At 64.1% G+C, this 19,403-nt stretch carries 19 protein-coding genes and 1 pseudogene; 8 read left to right on the top strand and 12 right to left on the bottom strand.

From position 1 onward, the window contains the following. Nucleotides 1-2: 2 nt before the first annotated feature. Entirely contained in the window at nucleotides 3-2,162 is a 2,160-nt protein-coding gene (locus PSV26_RS12300; RefSeq protein WP_300571132.1) for a 3-hydroxyacyl-CoA dehydrogenase NAD-binding domain-containing protein, read from the bottom strand. Further along, nucleotides 2,162-3,367 carry an acetyl-CoA C-acetyltransferase gene (locus PSV26_RS12295; RefSeq protein WP_300571129.1) on the bottom strand — a complete coding sequence of 402 codons (1,206 nt, stop codon included), beginning with the start codon at nucleotides 3,365-3,367 and terminating at the stop codon, nucleotides 2,162-2,164. Before PSV26_RS12295 ends, PSV26_RS12300 begins: the two co-directional genes overlap by 1 nt. A gap of 182 nt (nucleotides 3,368-3,549) precedes the next feature. Here PSV26_RS12295 and PSV26_RS12290 point away from each other — a divergent pair, with 182 nt between their 5' ends. Continuing rightward, entirely contained in the window at nucleotides 3,550-4,719 is a 1,170-nt protein-coding gene (locus tag PSV26_RS12290) for an acyl-CoA dehydrogenase family protein (RefSeq protein ID WP_300571126.1), read from the top strand. A gap of 69 nt (nucleotides 4,720-4,788) precedes the next feature. Here PSV26_RS12290 and PSV26_RS12285 read toward each other — a convergent pair. Together PSV26_RS12285 and PSV26_RS12280 are read right to left on the bottom strand one after the other, a co-directional pair. Then, a pseudogene (locus PSV26_RS12285) lies at nucleotides 4,789-4,902 on the bottom strand (OmpA family protein); the annotation flags it as partial. 237 nt (nucleotides 4,903-5,139) lie between these two features. Further along, on the bottom strand, nucleotides 5,140-5,310 hold the full coding sequence (locus PSV26_RS12280; RefSeq protein ID WP_300519392.1) for a hypothetical protein: 171 nt from the start codon (nucleotides 5,308-5,310) through the stop codon (nucleotides 5,140-5,142). A 338-nt stretch (nucleotides 5,311-5,648) separates the two neighbouring features. On the opposite strand from PSV26_RS12280, the gene PSV26_RS12275 reads away from it, so the two are divergent. The 4 genes from PSV26_RS12275 to PSV26_RS12260 all read left to right on the top strand — a co-directional run bounded on the left by PSV26_RS12275 (nucleotide 5,649) and on the right by PSV26_RS12260 (nucleotide 9,676). Next, nucleotides 5,649-6,245 carry a hypothetical protein gene (locus tag PSV26_RS12275; protein WP_300571123.1) on the top strand — a complete coding sequence of 199 codons (597 nt, stop codon included), beginning with the start codon at nucleotides 5,649-5,651 and terminating at the stop codon, nucleotides 6,243-6,245. A 190-nt stretch (nucleotides 6,246-6,435) separates the two neighbouring features. After that, nucleotides 6,436-7,635, top strand: a complete 1,200-nt coding sequence (locus tag PSV26_RS12270) for a class I SAM-dependent methyltransferase (RefSeq protein ID WP_300571118.1) — start codon at nucleotides 6,436-6,438, stop codon at nucleotides 7,633-7,635. 76 nt (nucleotides 7,636-7,711) lie between these two features. Then, nucleotides 7,712-8,440, top strand: a complete 729-nt coding sequence (locus PSV26_RS12265) for a glutathione S-transferase (RefSeq protein WP_300571115.1) — start codon at nucleotides 7,712-7,714, stop codon at nucleotides 8,438-8,440. 279 nt (nucleotides 8,441-8,719) lie between these two features. After that, entirely contained in the window at nucleotides 8,720-9,676 is a 957-nt protein-coding gene (locus PSV26_RS12260; protein WP_300519403.1) for a PA2169 family four-helix-bundle protein, read from the top strand. A 72-nt stretch (nucleotides 9,677-9,748) separates the two neighbouring features. On the opposite strand, the gene PSV26_RS12255 is transcribed toward PSV26_RS12260, so the two are convergent. The 5 genes from PSV26_RS12255 to PSV26_RS12235 form a co-directional block, all read right to left on the bottom strand. Next, nucleotides 9,749-10,186 (bottom strand): hypothetical protein, encoded by a 438-nt coding sequence (locus tag PSV26_RS12255; protein WP_300571112.1) that lies wholly within the window; start codon nucleotides 10,184-10,186, stop codon nucleotides 9,749-9,751. A gap of 190 nt (nucleotides 10,187-10,376) precedes the next feature. Then, nucleotides 10,377-10,634, bottom strand: a complete 258-nt coding sequence (locus PSV26_RS12250) for a hypothetical protein (RefSeq protein ID WP_300519409.1) — start codon at nucleotides 10,632-10,634, stop codon at nucleotides 10,377-10,379. A 101-nt stretch (nucleotides 10,635-10,735) separates the two neighbouring features. Beyond that, a complete protein-coding gene (locus PSV26_RS12245) occupies nucleotides 10,736-10,882 on the bottom strand; it encodes a hypothetical protein (protein WP_300571109.1) in 147 nt (48 codons plus the stop codon). A gap of 182 nt (nucleotides 10,883-11,064) precedes the next feature. Further along, on the bottom strand, nucleotides 11,065-13,728 hold the full coding sequence (ligD, locus tag PSV26_RS12240; RefSeq protein WP_300571106.1) for a DNA ligase D: 2,664 nt from the start codon (nucleotides 13,726-13,728) through the stop codon (nucleotides 11,065-11,067). A 22-nt stretch (nucleotides 13,729-13,750) separates the two neighbouring features. Then, on the bottom strand, nucleotides 13,751-14,668 hold the full coding sequence (locus tag PSV26_RS12235) for a Ku protein (RefSeq protein ID WP_300571103.1): 918 nt from the start codon (nucleotides 14,666-14,668) through the stop codon (nucleotides 13,751-13,753). 351 nt (nucleotides 14,669-15,019) lie between these two features. Between PSV26_RS12235 and PSV26_RS12230 the strand changes: the two genes are divergently transcribed. The 3 genes from PSV26_RS12230 to PSV26_RS12220 all read left to right on the top strand — a co-directional run bounded on the left by PSV26_RS12230 (nucleotide 15,020) and on the right by PSV26_RS12220 (nucleotide 16,232). Then, on the top strand, nucleotides 15,020-15,475 hold the full coding sequence (locus PSV26_RS12230) for a CHRD domain-containing protein (protein ID WP_300519665.1): 456 nt from the start codon (nucleotides 15,020-15,022) through the stop codon (nucleotides 15,473-15,475). 208 nt (nucleotides 15,476-15,683) lie between these two features. Next, a complete protein-coding gene (locus PSV26_RS12225) occupies nucleotides 15,684-15,890 on the top strand; it encodes a hypothetical protein (protein WP_300519421.1) in 207 nt (68 codons plus the stop codon). 48 nt (nucleotides 15,891-15,938) lie between these two features. Beyond that, nucleotides 15,939-16,232: a hypothetical protein gene (locus PSV26_RS12220; RefSeq protein ID WP_300519424.1), complete on the top strand. Its 294-nt coding sequence runs from the start codon at nucleotides 15,939-15,941 to the stop codon at nucleotides 16,230-16,232. 117 nt (nucleotides 16,233-16,349) lie between these two features. Here PSV26_RS12220 and PSV26_RS12215 read toward each other — a convergent pair whose 3' ends face one another. The 3 genes from PSV26_RS12215 to PSV26_RS12205 all read right to left on the bottom strand — a co-directional run bounded on the left by PSV26_RS12215 (nucleotide 16,350) and on the right by PSV26_RS12205 (nucleotide 19,397). After that, complete coding sequence (locus PSV26_RS12215; RefSeq protein WP_300571100.1) at nucleotides 16,350-17,258, bottom strand: hypothetical protein; 909 nt, start codon at nucleotides 17,256-17,258, stop codon at nucleotides 16,350-16,352. Between the two features lie 147 nt (nucleotides 17,259-17,405). Then, nucleotides 17,406-18,125: an acetoacetyl-CoA reductase gene (phbB, locus tag PSV26_RS12210; RefSeq protein WP_300571096.1), complete on the bottom strand. Its 720-nt coding sequence runs from the start codon at nucleotides 18,123-18,125 to the stop codon at nucleotides 17,406-17,408. A 561-nt stretch (nucleotides 18,126-18,686) separates the two neighbouring features. Next, nucleotides 18,687-19,397, bottom strand: a complete 711-nt coding sequence (locus tag PSV26_RS12205) for a Crp/Fnr family transcriptional regulator (protein WP_300519432.1) — start codon at nucleotides 19,395-19,397, stop codon at nucleotides 18,687-18,689. Between the last annotated feature and the right edge of the window lie 6 nt (nucleotides 19,398-19,403).

Here is a 19,403-nt window from a genome sequence, read left to right as displayed (position 1 = left end):
CCTCAATACACCGGCTGGTGTTGGCGGATGGCGGCCTTGACTTCTTCTGTCAGTGCAAAGCCCGGCCCGTACTGGGCCGCCAGTTCGCCGGCGCGCTGCACAAAGGCGTCCACGCCCATGCTGTAGATGAACTGCATGGCGCCGCCAGTCCAGGCTGGAAAGCCGATGCCGAAGATGGAGCCGATGTTGGCGTCGTGCACGCTGGTCAACACGTTCTCGCTGAGGCAGCGCGCGGTCTCCACGGCCTGGCGGTACAGCAGGCGATCCTTGAGGTCGGTGATGTCCCAGGCCACGCCGGGCTTTTCGAGCAGGGATTTGAGTTCAGGCCACAGGGTTTTCTTTGCGCCCTTTTCCTCGGGGTAGTCGTAAAAACCGGCGCCCGCGGCCCGGCCGTTGCGGTCGAACTCCTTGACCATGCGTTCGACGATCAGCTCGCCCGGTGTGGCGATGTAGGTCTTGCCCTCGGCCACATAGTCGGCGCGGGTCTGGTCCAGCACATGCACGCTCAGTGACAGCGCGGTTTCGTCGAGCACGGCGAGCGGGCCCACCGGCATGCCGCACTGGATGCCGGCGTTTTCAATTGCTGCCGCGGGAATGCCTTCGCCCAGCATGGCCGCGCCTTCCATCACAAAGGTGCCGAAGGTGCGGCTGGTATAAAAACCGCGCGAGTCATTGACCACAATCGGAATCTTGCCCAGGGCCTGGACGTAGTCAAAGGCACGCGCCACGGTGTCGTCGTCGGTCTGCTTGCCGCGGATGATCTCGACCAGTTTCATCTTGTCGACCGGGCTGAAGAAGTGGATGCCGATGAATTTGTCCGGGTGCGCGCTCGCCGTGGCCAGCCCGCTGATCGGCAGGGTGGAGGTGTTGGAGGCAAAAAAGCCGCCAGGTGCCAGCAGGGGCTCGGCTTCCTGGGTGACCTTGGCTTTCAGGTCGCGGCGCTCGAACACGGCTTCGATGATCAGGTCGCAGCCGGCCAGATCGGCCACCTGGCCGGTGGCGCTGATGCGCGCGAGCAGGGCCGCCTGGTCAGGCACGCTCATGCGGCCCTTGTCCACGCGGGCCTGCGTGAGTTTGGCACTGTAGGCCTTGCCCGCATCAGCCTTGTCCTGGCTCACATCCCTGAGCACGGTGCTGATGCCGCGGCTGGCCTGGACGTAGGCAATGCCCGCGCCCATCATGCCGGCGCCCAGCAGGCCGACTTTCTGCGGCTTGTAACGCGGGACATCTTTCGGACGCGAGCGGCCCGACTTGATCGCGTTCATGTTGAAGAAGAAGGTGTTGATCATGTTCTTGGCCACCGGGCTCACGATCAGCCTGGCCAGGTAACGCGACTCGATGCGCAGCGCCGTGTCGAAATCGACCTGCGCGCCCTCGACCATGGCGGCCAGCGCATATTCGGGCGCCGGGTACAAGCCGCGTGTTTTCTGCTTGAGCACGGCCGGCGCCACGGCCAGCATGGCGGCGATCTTGGGGTTGGCGGGTGTGCCGCCAGGCATCTTGTAGTTCTTGTCGTCCCAGGGGTGGTGAGCGGGGGCTGCTGCGCCATCATGCGTGGCGATCCAGGCCAGCGCCGCAGGCCGCAGCGCGGCGGCGTTCGGTACCAGTTCCTGCACCAGACCCAGCTCCAGTGCTTCATGCGGGTTGAACAGTTTGCTTTCCAGAATATAGGGCTGCGCGCCCATCAGGCCCAACAGCCGCGTCATCTTGGTGATGCCGCTGGCGCCGGGAATCAGGCCCAGCGTGATTTCAGGCAGGCCGAACTGGATTTTTTTGTCATCGACGGCAATACGGTAATGGCCAACCAGCGCCACCTCCCAGCCGCCGCCCAGCGCCGTGCCGTTGAGGCAACTGACCACCGGTTTGCCCAGGGTTTCCAGCGTGCGGAAGTTCTTTTTGGTCTGCTCGATTTCCTGGAACACCGCCGCCGCGTCCGAAGCTTTCAGCCGCATCGTGGCCTTGAGGTCGGCGCCGGCGAAGAAAGTCGTTTTGTTCGACGCCAGCACAATGCCGCGAATGACATCCTTGTCTTTCAGCACCTGTGCGGTGGCTTCGGTCAGGTCCTTCTGCCACTGGGCACACATGGTGTTGACTGGCGAGCCTTGCTCGTCGAAGGTGAGGGTGGCAATGCCGTCGATCAGTTCGTACTGGATGGTTTTCATCAGATTCTTTCCACAATGGTGGCAATACCCATGCCGCCGCCCACACACAGCGTGGCCAGTCCGTAACGCAGCCTGCGCCGGTGCAGCTCGTCAATCAAGGTGCCCAGGATCATGGCGCCGGTGGCGCCCAGCGGGTGGCCCATGGCGATCGCGCCGCCATTGACGTTGACCTTGTCATGCGGCACCTTCATCTCTTTCATGAAACGCATCACCACCGCGGCAAAAGCCTCGTTGACCTCGAACAGGTCGATCTGGTCAATCGTCAGCCCGGCCTTGGCCAGCGCCTTGCGCGCTGCCGGCATGGGGCCGGTCAGCATGATGGTCGGGTCGGCGCCGCTGAGGGCTGCTGCGACAATGCGGGCGCGCGGCGTGAGCCCGTGGGTTTTTCCGGCGGCTTCCGAGCCGACCAGCACTGCCGCCGCACCATCGACGATGCCCGAGGAATTGCCGGCGTGGTGCACATGGTGGATGCGTTCGACCTGCGGGTAACGTGTCAGCGCGACCTGGTCGAACCCCATACCACCCATCTGTTCAAAAGCCGGCCGCAGCGAGGCCAGGCCTTCCAGGGTGGTGTGGGGCTTGATGAACTCGTCCTGCGCCAGGATGGTCTGGTCGAGGAAGTCCTTCACCGGTACCACCGAACGGTCGAAGTAGCCGGCCGCCCGTGCCTGGGTCGCGCGCTTCTGGCTCTCCAGTGCAAAAGCGTCGACATCGGCGCGGCTGAAACCTTCGATCGTGGCAATCAGGTCAGCGCCTATGCCTTGCGGCACAAAGGCGGTGGCGCTGTTGGTCTCCGGGTCTTGTGCCCAGGCGCCGCCGTCCGAGCCGATGGGCACGCGGCTCATGCTCTCGACGCCACCGGCCACCACCAGGTCTTCCCAGCCGGAGCGTACCTTCTGCGCGGCCATGTTCACGGCTTCCAGGCCGGAGGCGCAAAAACGGTTGATCTGCACGCCGGAGGCGCGAAAGTCCCAGCCGGCTTTCAGCGCAGCGACCTTGGCAATGACGGAGCCCTGCTCGCCAATCGGCGAGACCACACCCATCACCACGTCATCGACTTGCGCGGTGTCAAAGTTGTTGCGGCGCTGCAGTTCGGTCAGCACGCCGGCCAGCAGGTTGACGGGCTTGACCTCGTACAGGCTGCCGTCCTTTTTCCCTTTGCCGCGCGGTGTGCGGATGGCGTCGTAAATGAATGCTTCGGTCATGGGGTTCTCCTGCTGGATGGGGGAAGGGCAGTGCCGGCAAGGGTAGGTGCCGGTTGCTGCGCCAAAAAGCCGCAGGAACGAGTATATTCATTTCACCAAGCAAACGCTTTGCATAAATATGACCCCCGCGCCTTGCCCTCTGTTTGCTTTTTACCCTTTGACTTCCTCCAACAGGTGACACCATGATCGAACGCACACTTTTCAACAGCGACCACGAGGCCTTTCGCGACAGTTTTCGCCGCTTCATGGACAAGGAAGTTGCACCGTTCCACGCGTTATGGGAGGAGCAGGGTTATGTGGACCGCGCGGTCTGGAACAAGGCCGGGGAGAATGGTTTCCTGTGCATGACCATGCCCGAGGAATACGGCGGCGCCGGCGCTGACAAGCTGTACTCCGTGGTCCAGATGGAAGAGCTCAGCAGCGCCGGGTTCAGCGGCATCGGCTACGGTCTGCACAGCGAGATCGTGGCGCCTTACCTCTTGCATTACGGCACCGAGGCACAGAAGAGAAAATACCTGCCCAAACTCGCCAGCGGCGAGATGGTGGGCGCCATCGCCATGAGCGAGCCGGCCGCCGGCTCCGACCTGCAGGGCGTCAAATCCACGGCGATGCAGCAGGCCGATGGCAGCCACCTGCTCAATGGCAGCAAGACCTTCATCACCAACGGCTGGCATGCCGACCTGGTGATTGTGGTGGCCAAGAGCAACCCCGCGGCCGGCGCCAAGGGCACCAGCCTGCTGCTGGTCGAGCGCGGCACGCCCGGCTTTGCGGTGGGCAAACGCCTGAAGAAGCTGGGCCTGAAGGCGCAGGACACCTCGGAGCTGTTTTTTGACAATGTACGTGTGCCCGCAGAGAACCTGCTGGGCGGACCAGCGCAGGAGAATCGCGGCTTCATCTGCCTGATGGAGCAACTGCCCTGGGAGCGGCTGCAGATCGCGATTGGTGCGGTCGCCGCGGCCCAGGCGGCGATCGGCTGGACGGTTGACTATGTGAAGGAGCGCAAGGTCTTCGGCCAGCCGGTCGCCAGCTACCAGAACACGCGCTACACCCTGGCCGAGCTGCAGACCGAAGTGCAGGTGGCGCGCGTGTTTGTCGACAAATGCACCGAATTGCTCGCCGATGAGAAGCTCGACACCGCGACGGCCAGCATGGCCAAGTACTGGTGTTCGGACCTGCAGTGCAAGGTGATGGACGAGTGTGTGCAGCTTTTCGGCGGCTATGGCTACATGTGGGAGTACCCGATCACCCGAGCCTATGCCGACGCACGCGTGCAGCGCATCTACGGCGGCACCAACGAGATCATGAAGGAAGTGATCACGCGGGCCATGGGCCTGGGCGCCAAGCCGTCCTGACGGCGCCGCCGGACCAAAAAAAAGGGTTTCGGGACAACCCCGTAACCCTTTTCCTGGCTGGATGCTGGCTTAGTTGACGCGGCGCTCGATGACGATTCCCTCGACTTCAACACGGCGGTTCGGTGCCAGGCAATTGATCAGGTCCGCACGCTTGCGGTCATTGCAGGTGACGACCGGGTCGGAACGCTGGCGCAGCGATGGCCAAGCATCGGGCCGCGACAGGTTGTTCCGTATCAGAGCAGCTCACGTGAATCTGTGGGACAGCGCCTACCTTTGCCCCATGGTTGCGTGCCCGCTTGCAGGCCACCTCTGGCGTAGAAAAGCCCCGCTGGAAGCGGGGCCGGTGCAGACACAAAATGCCTGAATGGTGGTTCTGCGGAAAGTCCGCCGGAGCACCAACTCAATGTGCCCGCGACCACCTCATGAGGGATCCTTGCTGCGGGTGCGGCCGACAGCGCTGAAGATGCCTATGCCCAGAATCACGAGAGCGCCGATGCCAATGTAGACGTGCGGGATGCCGGCCTCCACCGCGCCCCAGATCAGGCCACCCATAAAAATTGCAAAACCGACCATATACAGCGCAAAAGACATTGTTTCCTCCAGAAGTTGATGAGCAAGTATCTGCAATGGAACTCCCCACAACTATCGGGCGCAGGCTTTTAGCCATGTCGGAGAACACCGACGGCCTGGAAGGAAGAATGAGCAAAAAGGTATTACTCAACGGCGTGCCCCACGTTTGTGGACTGGTTTTTTTGATATTTATCACAGCCGCTTGCGATCAAATTAACCTGTATCAGAAGATGACAGCCTGTAACTAAAAGAATACGATGGCTCAGTTGTCAAGGCCTAAGCTCTCCGGGGAAGGCCCACGGCAACACCAGAACTAAATTGACCAGGGTTGGCACAAGTCATTCAACATTGAGCACGCCATGTCGTTCTTCCAAAACTTGTTTTCTTCCTCGCAGGGCCCCAAGGAAGGCGGGTCGGGACCGGAGACCGGCCCCGTCAAAATGAATCTCGACGAACGCATGGCGTTTCGCCGTGAGATGCTTTTTGATTCAGTCAAGGCCACCATGGAAAGCCGGGGCATCCTGAGCGGAAGCTACCGTTTCAAGGTCGTGCGCGCCGACAAGCGGGGTCACAGCTTTGTTGTGATGGTGGACCTGTCCACCGATTTCATGGAGAGTGAGCAGGGGCAGCAAAAATCCCTGGCTGAACTCGGTGCCCTGATCGGGAAAAACGCGCTCGCCCGGTATGGCCTGGGCGTGCCGGCGGTGTACTGGCGGGTCAACGAAGAACTCCAGGGCTTTGACCCCCCACGCGCAGCAGCTGCCGCCGGGCCGGACAGCGCCAGCCCCGACGCACTGCGAGCTTCCAACCTGCGTCGCTATGAGCGGGCCACGGCGCAGGAACTGGCAGCTTTCGAGTCTGCCTGGCAAAGCAGCAGTGAGATGACCATCGGCGACCGCACCTACTCGTCCGACCTCGCGCCGCTGACCGGCGCCGACGGCAAGGACAGCCGCTAGCAGCGCTAGCCGAAAATACCGGCGCATGAAAGCGCGCCCTCGCGCCTCCGTGCTACAGACCTGGATGCCGCACAGCGCGGGATAATGGCGGTCTGTTCACCGACCGGGTTTGTCCGATGCCTCTTTTTTTCCTGCGTTTGCCTGCCCGGGCAGATGCCCCCCACTGCGTCCCGGCATCGAAAGCCCCGGCATGAGCGAGCCGGCCCGCATCGATTGGGTCGAGGATGGTCAGACCCGCTCCGCCCGCTGGCGTTCCGAAAACGGCACGGTCCCGCCCCGACGGGTGCAGGTGGCCGACGACACCCTGACGGCCGACGCGGCGTTTCGCCTGGCCAGCGAGGGCACGGCCATTTTGTGGCGCGGGGACTTCCAGAATGCACGGCAGTTGCTGCAGGCCCTGGCCAGACGCATCGACAAGCCGAAAAAGATCAAGAAAACCAAGGCCAGGGCCGACGCGGCCGCGGTCTCGCCGCTGGATGCCTTCAACCAGCACCGCCAGGCCCAGTCGCAGCGTGCGCGCACACTGGCCATGCTGGTGCTCGAGTTTGATGGGGCGCATCACAGCCGCCTGCGCAGGGCGCCGGATGTCGCGCAGGCCTGCAGCGAAGCGTATGGCCCGGGCGACGCGGCGCAGGACAGCTACGTGAGCTCGTTGCGCGAATTGCTGGGCCTGATCGGCGCGCACGAATGGCGCAAGAAGGGCGTGGAGATCGCCGCGCTGGACGGCGCACGTATTCACCCGCACTACGGCGTGTTTGCGCCGGTGCGCGGCGAGTACCTGGCCCTGGTGGCCGAAACCCCCTTGCCGCCGGCCGCAAGCGCCGACAGCCTGGCTTTTGACATCGGCACCGGCACCGGCGTGCTGGCGGCGATCCTGGCGCGCCGCGGGGTGCAGCAGGTCATTGCGACGGACCAGGACCCGCGCGCGCTCGACTGTGCGAGGGAAAACCTCGCGCGGCTGGCCCTTGCCGGGCGCGTCACGCTGCAGCAGGCCAACCTGTTTCCCGACGGACGTGCGCCGCTGATTGTCTGCAACCCGCCGTGGGTGCCGGCGCGTCCGAGCTCGCCGGTCGAACACGCGGTGTACGACCCCGAGAGCCGCATGTTGCGCGGCTTCCTGCAGGGGCTGGCGACCCATCTGGCGCCGGGCGGGGAGGGTTGGCTGATCCTGTCGGATCTGGCCGAACACGTCGGTCTGCGCTCGCGCAGCGAGCTGCTGGAGTGGATCGCCGCGGCGGGGCTGCAGGTGTTGTCGCGTGTGGACGTGAAGCCGCAGCATCCGAAGGCAGCCGATGCCAGCGACGCCCTGCACGCGGCCCGGTCGGCGGAAGTCACCTCGCTCTGGCGACTGGCTGCCAGGGTGGAGGAAACGCCGGTTGCTATGAATTAAATAGCTGCTTGCGCCCATGAATAAAGGGCTACAGGCCTTTTTTCCATGATTTTCTGGCTTGCACAAGGAGATCTCCATGCCGTATGAGTTGCATTACTGGCCCACCATCCAGGGGCGCGGAGAGTTTGTGCGGCTCGCACTGGAGGCGGCCGGGGCCGACTACGTGGACGTGGGGCGCGGTCCCGAAAACCGGGGGCAGGGCGTCGCGGCCATGAGGCATTACCTCGACAGCCCGACGGTACCGCACCCGCCGTTCGCGCCGCCCTTCCTGGTGCACGGCAAGGCCGTCATCGGCCAGACCGCGGCCATCCTGCTTTACCTCGGCCCGCGCCTGGGTCTGGCTGCCAAAAATGAAGGGCAGCGCCTGTGGACCCACCAGCTGCAGCTGACCATTGCCGACGCGGTGATGGAAGCCCACGACACCCACCACCCGATAGCCACCGGCCTGTATTTCGAAGACCAGAAAAACGAGGCCGTACGGCGGGCCAGAGCCTTTCGGGAACAGCGCATCCCGAAATTTTTTGACTGGTTCGAAAGCGTGCTGGCGCGCAACCCCCGGGGCAGCGCCTGCCTGGTGGGCGCCCGCCTGAGTTACGCCGATCTGTCGCTGTTTCAGCTCGTGGCAGGCCTGCTTTACGCCTTTCCGCTGGCCACGGGGCGCGCCCTGCAGCAAGCCCCGCTGGTGACCAGTCTGCATGCCCGGGTGGCGCAACACCGGCACGTGGCCGCCTATCTCGCCAGCGCGCGCCGCATTCCCTTCAACGAAGAAGGCATTTTCCGGCGTTATCCCGAGCTGGATGGCTGAGCCGCGTGCCTGAACTTTTCGGTTGAGCCTGGTGCCTGAACCCGAGACCGGCGCATGCGCACCGGCCCTGGATGCAGGGGCGAGCGTACGGCGTCCTCTCCTACAGGCTGGGTTGTCCCTGCCTGACCGCGGCCTGCTGGAGCGCGTCCGACGATGGCTTCTGAACTGGAAAAAACTGCTTTGGCAGCAGGGCACCCCGGCATCACCGGGGCGCCTGTCCAGTCCACACAAGCTGACCATCGGCACCCTTGCCATCCAAACCTCTGAAGGAGCTTCACCATGTCACTTGACGAACACGACAAGAACCTGAATCTGGACCCCATCACTGACGCCCCTGGCGCCCACCCGGTCGGTACCGGTCTCGGCGCTGCCCTGGGCGGCGCTGCCGCGGGAGCCGCCGCCGGCGCATTTGGCGGACCGGTGGGCGCTGCGGCCGGAGCGGTTGTTGGCGCGGTTGCCGGCGGCCTGGGCGGCAAGGCGGTCGCCGAGGCCGTCAACCCCACCGCTGAGGAAGCCTACTGGCGCGAGCAGTACACCCGGGAGTCTTATTACGATGCCAACCGCAACTACGAAGACTACGCGCCGGCCTACCGTCTGGGCCTGTACGGGCGCAGCAACTACACCGGCACCTTTGACGATGCGCAAAGCGACCTGGCTGTCCATTGGGACAATCACAAAGAACGCTCCACGCTGAGCTGGCCCGAAGCCGAAGCAGCCAGCCGCGCCGCCTGGACGCGGGTGGACGAGCAGCTGGCGTCGCGCCAGACCCTGGCCGGGGAAGTGGCCGACAACGACGACGTGATCGATACGCTCAACGAGTTGCTGGAGTCCTGTCGCGATGGCGAGTTCGGGTTTACCGAATGCGCCGAGCATGTGAAGGCGCAGGACCTCAAAACCCTGCTGCTGCGACATGCCGACGAATGCCGCGGTGCGGCTGCCGAGCTGACCGCGCAGATTCGCCAGCTCGGTGGCGAGCCTGAAGAAGGCGGCACCACCAGCGGTGCCATGCATCGTGGCTGGGTGTCGGTGCGCGGCACCCTCAGCGGGTATACCGACCTGGCCATGCTCGATGAATGCGAGCGCGGCGAGGACGCGGCCAAGGCCCGCTACCGCAACGCCCTCAAGGAAAATCTTCCCCCGGCGATCCGGAGCATGGTGGAGCGCCAGGCCCAGGGCGTGCAGCGCAACCATGACCAGGTCAAAGCACTGCGTGACGCATTGAAGACCGCCGCCTGAACGCTCAATCAGCCATAAAAAAAGCTGGCACCAGTGCCAGCTTTTTTTTTGCTGTGACAGCGGGATCAGTGGTCAGTCATGATCTCCGTGGCCTTTTCCGTGGCCCTTGCCGTGGCCTTTGTCATCGTGCTTGTCGTACTTGTCGTACTTGTCGTGTTTGTCTTTTTTCGGCTTTTTGTCCTTGACGTACACGTAGTTCGCATCACGCACCCAGGTTCCGGGCTGGCGGTAGTAGGCGTTGCCGCGCTGCTCCCAGCGGTCTGGCGCCCAGCGGTAGCCGTCGCGCTTCTGGATGGCGTGACCGCGAACCCAGACATGGCGCTCGCCGGTCCAGGCCCAGTAACCCGGCGCCCAGACTTGAGCGGGTGCAAGCACCGGCACCGCCTCGTACTGCGGCGCGGGCGGCGCCAGGTTGATGTTGATGCTGACCTGCGCGAGGGCAGGTGCAGCAGCAGCGCCGGCCAGCACGATGGCAAGCATGATTTTTTTGAGTGGGGGACTGATGATCATGAAGATCTCCTTGGGTTGCTGATGCGGGTTTGAGACGAGTGTGGCGGGATGTTTGCGCCGCCGTACCGCACGACGCGTAAAGTTGCGTCTGCTGCGGGTGCGAAGGTGTAAAGCTTTGTGCGAGGCCCGAGCTCGCTATTGTTTCAGTAGCTGCTTGCGCATACTGGACAAGGGCTGTAGCGCGATTTGTCTAGTTTTTCAGTTTGCTGCCGCAGTCCACCTGGGCATGGAGTGCGGCACCCGCGGCGCCATAACTGCTGTCGGTCACCTTGCAGTTCGAGGCCTTTTCAACGGCCCGGACCAGATTGGCTGTTTTTTGCGGTCCGTCCGGCAGGTGACGCGGCGCCTGCGCCGACCAGGTGCTCGCCGTGATCTGCTCGACCCGGTAGGCGTCGCCGTCGAGCTGTACGGTTTGCGGCGGTGACTCCAGCTGGGACACTGGGCCCACGCATCCGGTCATCAGGACAGCCAGGCAGGCCAAGGCCAGTCCGGCCGCAGGTGTGCGCCACAGTGGGGCCGGTTGGCAGGGAAGGTGGAAAGTAGGTGATTTCAAAGGGATGACTTGGGTAAGTATTGGTTCATGGTGGCCTTGGGCTCGGGCACCAGCGAGGGTTTGTCGGGCACCTTCGACTGCGGGCATCCGGCGAGCAGCGTCACTGCAAAAAGTACAGCCAGTGCCGTCAAAAAGTGCTTCATGGCAGGCTCCTGAAAGAAACAACAATGGTCCAAACCGCCGGTCCTGCGGGGCGCATGCTGCGTGCCGCCGGTAGCTGGTCTGAAGATACGCCGAGACCTGTCCGCTGCGTAGCCGACCGCCACCCGAGCCCTTGTCAGGAAGGCGCGCGTGAGTCTGTCAAGACGGTCCTACACCCAGGTGCTCAGACTTTGCGGGGTGTCCCGTTTTGGGCCACGGCCCGCGCCCGGGCCGGTCTGGGCGATGAGGCAGGCTTTTGCGCCTTGAAGCCCAGCGCTTTCATGGCGGCCGACAGCGTGCAGCGGGCCTGCCCGTAGCCCTCCCAAGGCGAGTTGCCGCTGGCGACGCGATCGGCGATGTTGGCCGCCGTCCAGTGCGTCGGGCCGCTCAGGCTGTCCAGCTCATCCCAGCCGACAGGTACCGACACGCCCAGTCCGGGCCGGGCCCGGAGCGACCAGGCGCAGACCGTGGTGGCGCCGAAACCGTTGCGCAGGTAGTCGGGGAAAATTTTCCCGACACGGTTGCGTGGCCCGCTTTTGGCCACAAACCGGTCGGGAATCACCGCAGCCAGATGCCGCGCGATGGCCTGCGAGAAATCCTTGACCGTGTCCCAGCCGAAGGCCGGCTTCAGAGGCACCACCACATGCAGGCCCTTGCCACCGCTGGTCTTTAAAAACGCCGGCAGGCCGAGCTCCTTCAGCAGGGCATGGACCACTTGCGCGGCCTCGCGGATCTGCGCCCACGACACCCCTTCACCGGGGTCCAGGTCAAAAATCATGCGGTCGGGTTTCCCGATGGACCGGGTGGTGGCGTTCCAGGTGTGGAACTCCATCACATTGAGCTGGGCGGCGGCCAGCAGCACTTCTGCCGTGGTGATCTCCAGCAGGGGAGCATGGCCGGGATCCAGCGCCTGGTTCAGCAGCTTGATGCCGGGGATGGCGGTTGCCTGTGCATGTTTCTGGAAAAAAAGTTCGCCTTGCACGCCGTCCGGGGCCCGCACCAGCGCCACCGGCCTGGCCCGCAGGTGCGGCAGGATCAGTGGTGCCACCTGCGCGTAGAACTGCACCAGGTCGAGTTTGGTCAGGCCGCTGTCCGTATCGATGACGCGTTCGGGATGTGTCACGCGCAGCGCCCCGGTGCCCGCCGCGGGGTGGCTCATGCTGCGCTTGCCGGAAGCTGCGTTGCCCGAAGATGGCGCCGGTTTTTTGTTCGCCTGCATGATGCCCTCGATGGGTTGCGCCGATTCACGCTTGACCTTGCGCGCGTCCTTGTCGGTGCGCAGGCCCTGGAACACGGCGTGGCGGATGCGCCCGGTGTGGGTCCATTGTGCAAAACTGACCTCGGCCAGCAGCTCCGGTTGCACCCAGTGCCCCTTGACCGAGGCGGGCAGGCCGGCAAAAGCCGGGCGGGGCGCTGCCAATGCGGCGAGTTTGCCTTGCAGGGTGTTCAGGGTGTTGTCGTCAAATCCGGTGCCCACATTGCCGGCGTAACGCAGTGCGCCCTGGTCGTCATACACGCCCAGCAGCAGGGCGCCCAGGCCGGCGCGCGAGCCTTTGGGGTCGGTGTAGCCGCCAATCACGAACTCCTGGCGCAGCTGGGTCTTGAGCTTGATCCAGCTCGGTGAGCGGCGCGACACATAGGGGGACGCTGCACGTTTGCCGATCACGCCCTCCAGCCCCAGGCGGCGTGCGGCGGCCATCAGGTCCGACGCGCCGGCATCGAAGGTCTCGCTGAAACGGACGGCATCCAGCGCCGCCGCCTGCACCAGGGTCCGCAGCAGCTTGCGCCGCTCCAGCAGCGGCATCGCGCGAAGGTCGTAGCCGTCGCAATACGGCAGGTCGAAAACGTAGTAGATGATCCGGGCGGTGCTGCCACTGTCAAAGGCGTTTTGAAGTGCGCCGAAGTCAGGCAGCCCTTTGCCGTCGAGCACCACGATTTCGCCGTCCAGCCAGGCGGCGCTCAGGCCCAGCCGTGACAGGGTGTTCACCAGTGCCGGCAGCCTGGCGCTCCAGTCATGCCCGTTGCGCGTGAAACAGCGGATGGAGGAGCCCTCCACACGTGTCAGCAGGCGGTAGCCGTCGAACTTGATCTCGTACACCCAGTCCTGGCTGTCAGTCGGCGCCTGGGCGACCAGCGTCGCCAGCTCCGGGGCCAGCGTGAGCGGCAGCGCGTCCATTACCGCGCCCGGCAGCTGGCGGGGTGGGGCGGGTCTCTTTTTCCGGCCGACGGTGCTGCCGGTGGGGGCGGCCTTGGCCGGCGCTTTTTGGGCGGCGGCTTTTTTGCGCGGTGTCAGCGGGTTGCCGGTGATCACGCTGTCGGGCAGCGCCTGCAACACGTCGTAGTCGGCGCTCGGCCGGGCCGCGTCGTCCCTTTCCTTGATCAGCAGCCAGGGCGCCTGTCGCTCTTCGCTTTTGCCGTGCATGCGCACCAGTGACCAGCGGCCATGGAGTTTTTCGCCCTGCAACTCGAACTTGAGTTTGCCGCTTTGAAGTCCTGCCACCGGGTCGCCGACAGGCCGCCAGGTGCCGCGGTCCCAGACGATGGCATTGCCGGCGCCGTAATGCCTGTCGGGAATGGTGCCTTCAAAGCTGGCGTACGAGAGCGGATGGTCTTCCACCTGCACGGCCATGCGTTTGACCCCGGGGTCCAGGCTGGGGCCTTTCGGGACGGCCCAGCTTTTCAGTGTGCCTTCGAGTTCCAGCCGGAAGTCGTAGTGCAGATGGCTGGCGTCATGCTTCTGGACCACAAAGCTGCGGGCGGTAGAGCGTCTGCCTCCGGCGGCCGGTTCCGGCGTGTGTTTGAAGTCGCGCTTGGCACGGTAAGCCTGGAGCGGGTCGTCGGCAGCCATGGGTGCGCGGCCGTCTTCGTCTTCAGGCGGCGCGGCGCCGCCTCGCGGCCCCGGTTTTGGCGGCCGGCTTGCGGGCCGATGTGCTCCCGGTGGGCTTGGCCGGTGTTTTGGCGGTGGGCTTGCCGGCCGCCCCGTTTTTGTGGCGCAGGCTGCGTTGCAGCAGCTCGGTCAGGTCGATGATTTTTGCGCCCGCGCCGCCGGATGACTCAGCGGCCGCTTCCGGCTGCTCGACGCTTTCCACCTTGCCCTGCTTCACCTTCTGCTGGACCAGGGCCATGATGGCATCGGTGAACGAGTCCTTGAACTGCTCCGGCTTCCAGGTGTCGGTCATGTCGTCGACCAGCTGCCGGGCCATGGACAACTCCTTCTCGGACAGGCCGGCAGCCTTGGCGCCCTCGGGAGGAAGGTCCAGTTCGTCCCAGCTGCGGATGCCGGTGCCCCAGCGCAGCAGGTTCAAGACCAGCCCGGGACCGGAGGGCACCAGCACGGCCAGGTGCTGCTTGGTCTGTATCACCACGCGCGCAATGCCCACCCTTTCAGTCTTGAGCAAGGTGTCGCGCAGCAGCGCGTAAACCTTTTTGCCCTTGTTGATGGGCGCAATGTAGTAGGGCCGTTCCAGGTAGACAAAAGGAATGTCGGTGTTGGCGACAAAACTCTCGATTTCTATTGTCTGGGTGGTTCTGGGAAAGGCGGCCGTGATCTCATCGTCGCTCAGCACCACGTACTGACCGTCCTCGTACTGCACGCCGCGGACGATGTTTTCCTTCGTGATTTCCTTGCCGGTTTTCTTGTTGATGCGTTTGTAACCCACCGGGTCCATGCTGCGTTTGTCCAGCCAGTCGAAGTCGACGCCGCTCTCGGCGGTCGCTGAATGCAGTGACACCGGAATGTGCACCAGGCCAAAACTGATGGCTCCTTTCCACAACGCTCTTGAAGCCATGCCTATCGCCTCCTGTCTGCCATGTAAAACTCTCCTGTACCTGTACGCGGGTACCAGTGTCTGACCTTAGTTCGCGGGGGTTGCCGGGTGCTGTCGGCAGCTGTCCGTTGCTGCCGTAGGACGGCGGCGCGGGCCGGCTTCGGCTGGTGGTGCCCCCTGAGTCGCTATCAAATAGATAGCTGCTGCCGCCCGCGTCCATTGGGCTGGGAGCCTGTTTTATCCATCGTTCTGAGGAAAAGGCTGCGCGTCGGGACGATTGCCGGCCGTTTTGGATCAAGCCGGCGTCCTACAAGGCGCCATGCCGCGCGGTCCTAAGATGGATCTTTTGCCCTTCCACTGGAGACAACCATGATGATTTCCCGCCGCCACGTCGTTCGTTCCACCCTGGCGGCTGCAGCCGCAGTGGCCCTGGTTTCCGGTTGCAGCATGATGCCGTCGCAGTCCAACCTGATGGCCTTCACAACGCAAATGCGTGGCGCCAACGAGGTGCCGCCAGTCGCCTCCGGCGCCAGTGGCCAGGTCGATGCCGTGCTGAACAAGGACACCAACCTGCTGCGCTGGCAACTGAGCTACGCTGACCTGAGTGGCCCTGCGACCGCTGGCCACTTTCATGGTCCGGCCCCCGTCGGTGCCAATGCAGGTGTGGCACTGCCTTTCACCGGCCCCATCACCAGTCCGATGTCCGGCCAGGCCACGCTGACCCCGGCGCAGGTGGCCGACCTGATGGCGGGCAAATGGTATGCCAACATCCACACCGCCAAATTCCCCGGTGGTGAAATTCGCGGGCAATTGACCGCCCGACCCTGAGCGACTGAGTCTGGAAGGTCAGGCGGCGCCCCGCCTGGAGCCTGGCGGGCAGGGCTCCCGCTGCCTTTTGGCGGTTCCAGGCAGATCCGACCACCCGTCCTACAGGCAGGGACCCCGGGCGCTGACGGGCGCTCGCCTCATCTCGCGCTAGCCTGATCTGGCAATGTCAACACCGCTGCCAGCCGGCGGGCAACCCAGGAGAGCAGCCATGAGCGACCATCCCGCACCCCCCGGCCATACGCCGGCGCACAACATGCCCAAGGGGCCTCAGCCCGACAGTGGCAGCCAGCAGGCCCTGTCCGAAAAAGCGGCCAACAGTCCCGCCAGCGTGAAAGCGCGGGTCGACTCGACCCACATGCCCGACAAACCGCCGCTGGATCACCAGCACACGCCCAACAGTTCGGGCCGGAAATAAAACGCCAGCCCAGCCACTTCGCCAACCACTTGATTCAAGGATGCCACCATGAGCAGAAAATTTTCCACTTTTCTTATTTCATCACTGCTGCTCGCCAGCGGTTCCGCCGTACTGGCGCAACCTGTGGCCATGGAGGAACGCCTGCTCGAACGTGGCGCTGTCGCCGACAGCACGCCGCAGCAGAAATACCGCACGGCCATCAATGAGGCAGGCGGCGGCTACAAGCTTTACCTGGAAGACTGCGCAAAGATGGCGGCTGCAGAACGCACCGCATGCCGCCGTGAGGCCAAGGCGGTATACGACCGCGACATGGCCGCTGCGCGCCAGTTGCTGCGCAAGTAAACCAAGGCGAAGGGGAGGGCGCCACGCCTGCTGGCGCCAGAACCTGCCCAGCCGCTGTTGCCCAAGCAACCGGGTGCGGACGACTTTCCGCCCCGGACGTCGCCCGCCAGGGCGGCGTTATTCAGCCGCCTGCTGGCGCCGCAGTTCGCTGCGCTTCATGGTGAGGTAGGCCGTGCGATCGATCTCATGCAGTTGGCGAGGATAACGTTCCGTGGCGTCAAACCATTGCTGAAGGCGCTTTTCAAGTTGATCGGCAGGTGGCGCTGACAGCGATGCCATGTACGCGTCAATGGCCAGGTAGTAACGCATGGTGTTGCGCTCCACCGCGCCACGCATGCCGTCCACATAGGTTTTTTCACCACCGGCCGGGTTGTCCATCCGCGTGAAGCCCGTTTTTCCGCTGCCGACCGTGGCCAGGTAACCCTGCATGGCCATGCGTCCCGCGATGCCGTAACCATAGGAATACTGCAGGTGCATGAAGGACTTGCCGGCCGCAAGCGGCACCACCCGCAGGTTGATGCGGTAGTTGTTGGTCCCCAGCGGGCCCTTGTCTGCGTTGATCTGTACCGCCATGTAGTCCGGCGTGGCACTGTCCAGCTTGAAGTCAAAGGCCAGGGTGTAAGCGTCCTTGACCTCCTGCGGCACCTTCTTTCCGATGCTGACTTCCAGCCCCGACGGGCTGCCGTTGCCGCCAGTGGTGCGGCAGAACTTGGTGTTGAGGTGCAGCATCAGTACGTCGCACCAGTTGTCGGGGTTTTTGAAAGCCGTGGTCACGGCTGAAAACGGGTAGTTGATGACCGCGTAGGCGTTGCCGCTCACGGCATGGGCGGCTTCGGTGGATTCAATGACCAGCGGTCTCTGAAATTCGTTGCTTGCCAGCTGGGGGGCGAGGGCAGTGTATCTGGCCTGGAGCGCCGCAGCGCCCGAGTCGCTCGAACCAGCCATGGCGCTTCCGGCAAAAGCCGTGGCGGCGATCAGGGCTGCGGCGGCTTGCCAGGAAAAAGATTTCTTGCGTGCTTGAATCATCGTGACAGTTTGCCTTCCGCAGGGACAGTATTTGGCGGCTTGCTCTTCCGTCCTACATGGTTTGGGCGCGAAGGAGAAAGTTAAAGTGGCAAGTCAGCGCAAAACCCCTGTTCGGGCGTCAAAAGATGCAACCAGCGGTAATTTTTCTCAGTCCAGGTATTTGCCGCCGTTGACCGACAGCGTGATGCCGGTGATGAAGCCGGCGTCATCGGCGGCGAGGAAAACGACGGCGCGGGCGATTTCCGCTGGTGTCGCCAGGCGGCCGACCGGCACGGTTTTCAGGATCTGCTCCATCACCTCGGGCCGCACGGCGCTGACCATGGCCGTGTCGGTGTAGCCCGGGGCAATGACATTGACCGTGATGTTGCGGGAAGCGCTTTCGAGCGCCAGCGACTTCGTGAAACCGATCAGCCCGGCCTTGCTCGCGGCATAGTTGGTCTGACCGGCCTGGCCGGACAGCCCGTTGACCGAACTCAGGTTGATCAACCGGCCAAAACGGCGTTCGCGCATGCCTTCGATCACTGCGCGGCACATGTTGAAACAGCCGCCCAGGTTCACATCGATCACCTCGCGCCATTGCTGGGCGCTCATTTTGTGCAGCATCGCGTCGCGCGTGATGCCGGCGTTGTTGACGAGAACCTCGATCGGCCCGAGCGCGGCCTCGACCTGCGCGACACCCGCGGTGCAGGCGTCAGCGTCGGCCACGTTCCAGGCAAAGGCCGCAATGCCGGTGCGGGCCGTGAACGCCCCGGCCGCGGGCTGGTTGCCTGCGTAGTTGACGGCCACGCGGTAACCCGCAGCGAGCAGCGCTTGCGCCGTGGCTGCTCCAATGCCGGCGGTGCCGCCGGTGACCAGTGCGACCCTCATCTCAGGCCTGACGGGCGAGGTTTGCCAGCGCCAGCACAGCGTCCGCCGTGAGCATGGTGTCGGTGGTCGGGGTGTTTGTTGCTTGTTGCCATCGTTTCCTTTGCTGCGGTTGTATGCCTCACACAGGGTTCGCACCCTTGCATGCCACTGTAGAAAGGGCCGGGTTGCCTAGCGTTGAGATGGATCAAGTGAAGGGGCTGGTGTGTCGGGGCTGGTGTGTCGGTTTTTTCCTGATCCAGGCAAGGCTGTCGTGGACGGGCCGGCCGCGTGGAGGCACCTCTTGCGCTGCATCAAGGCGGTCCAGGCGGCTCGCGACGCCCTGCATAAAGCCGAAGAAGCCAGCCGAGAAGCCTCTCGCGCCCCCAGGGATGCCGCAGACAAGGCTGTGGAAGCCGCGCGTCGACAGGCAGGTCAGGAAGCTGCGCCGACCAGGTAAACAGCGGATCGGTCGGGATGGGGCAATCTGTCGATGTTGCTCTGGAAATAATCGAGGTCACCTTGCCGTCCAGATGCTGGAGCCCTGCGAATGGACCTGCCCGCAAGGACAAGGCAAGTTGGCGCTCAGATCCGGACGCCAGCCGCCGTCGTCTCGGGTCGGACGGCATAGGCGGCCAGTGCCTGTTCGTCAAGCATGGCGACGCGTCCAAACTCCAGAGACACCAGGCCCTCCAGTTCCAGCGCCTTGAGGGCCCGGTTGACTGTCTGCCGCGACAAACCGGCCAGATGGCCGAGTTCTTCCTGCGACAGCACCAGCCGGCGCCGGCCTTGCCAGAACACGCGGCTCAGGTACAGGGCCACGCGCTGCTCCGGGGAGCGCAGGCGTTCCGCCTCGATGATGGTCATGGCCTGGCCCAGGCGCCGGTTCAGGTGCGCGACCAGAAAGTGGTTGAAAGGCAGGCTGTGGGCCAGCAGTTCATCAAACTGGGCGCGTGGCAGGCACAGCAGCAGGGTGTCGCGCAGGGCAATCACGTCATAGCGGCGCGGCTCGGTTTTCAGGGCCGAGCCTTCGCCAAACCATTCGCCGTCCGGGACCCCCAGAAAAGCCGAAACACGACCTGTGCACGAGGTGCTTTGCAGCTTGACGAGGCCCGACAACACTGCATACCAGCCCTTGACCGGCGAACCCGCCGCCAGCAAGACCTCGCCCTTGCGGCCCGACAGCGTGAGGGTGCGCTCCAGCAGGCGGGTCTGGGTATCGGCGGACAAGGCGGAAAACCATGGCTGGCCGCGCAGAAAACGGTGGTGCGGGAAAGCGGCTTCGTCAAGTGACATGAAGCG

The sequence above is a fragment of the Polaromonas sp. genome, assembly GCF_029945685.1.
Classification (GTDB): domain Bacteria; phylum Pseudomonadota; class Gammaproteobacteria; order Burkholderiales; family Burkholderiaceae_C; genus Polaromonas.
Note: the sequence above shows the minus strand (reverse complement) of the source record. Positions and strands in the feature narration are given on the sequence as shown.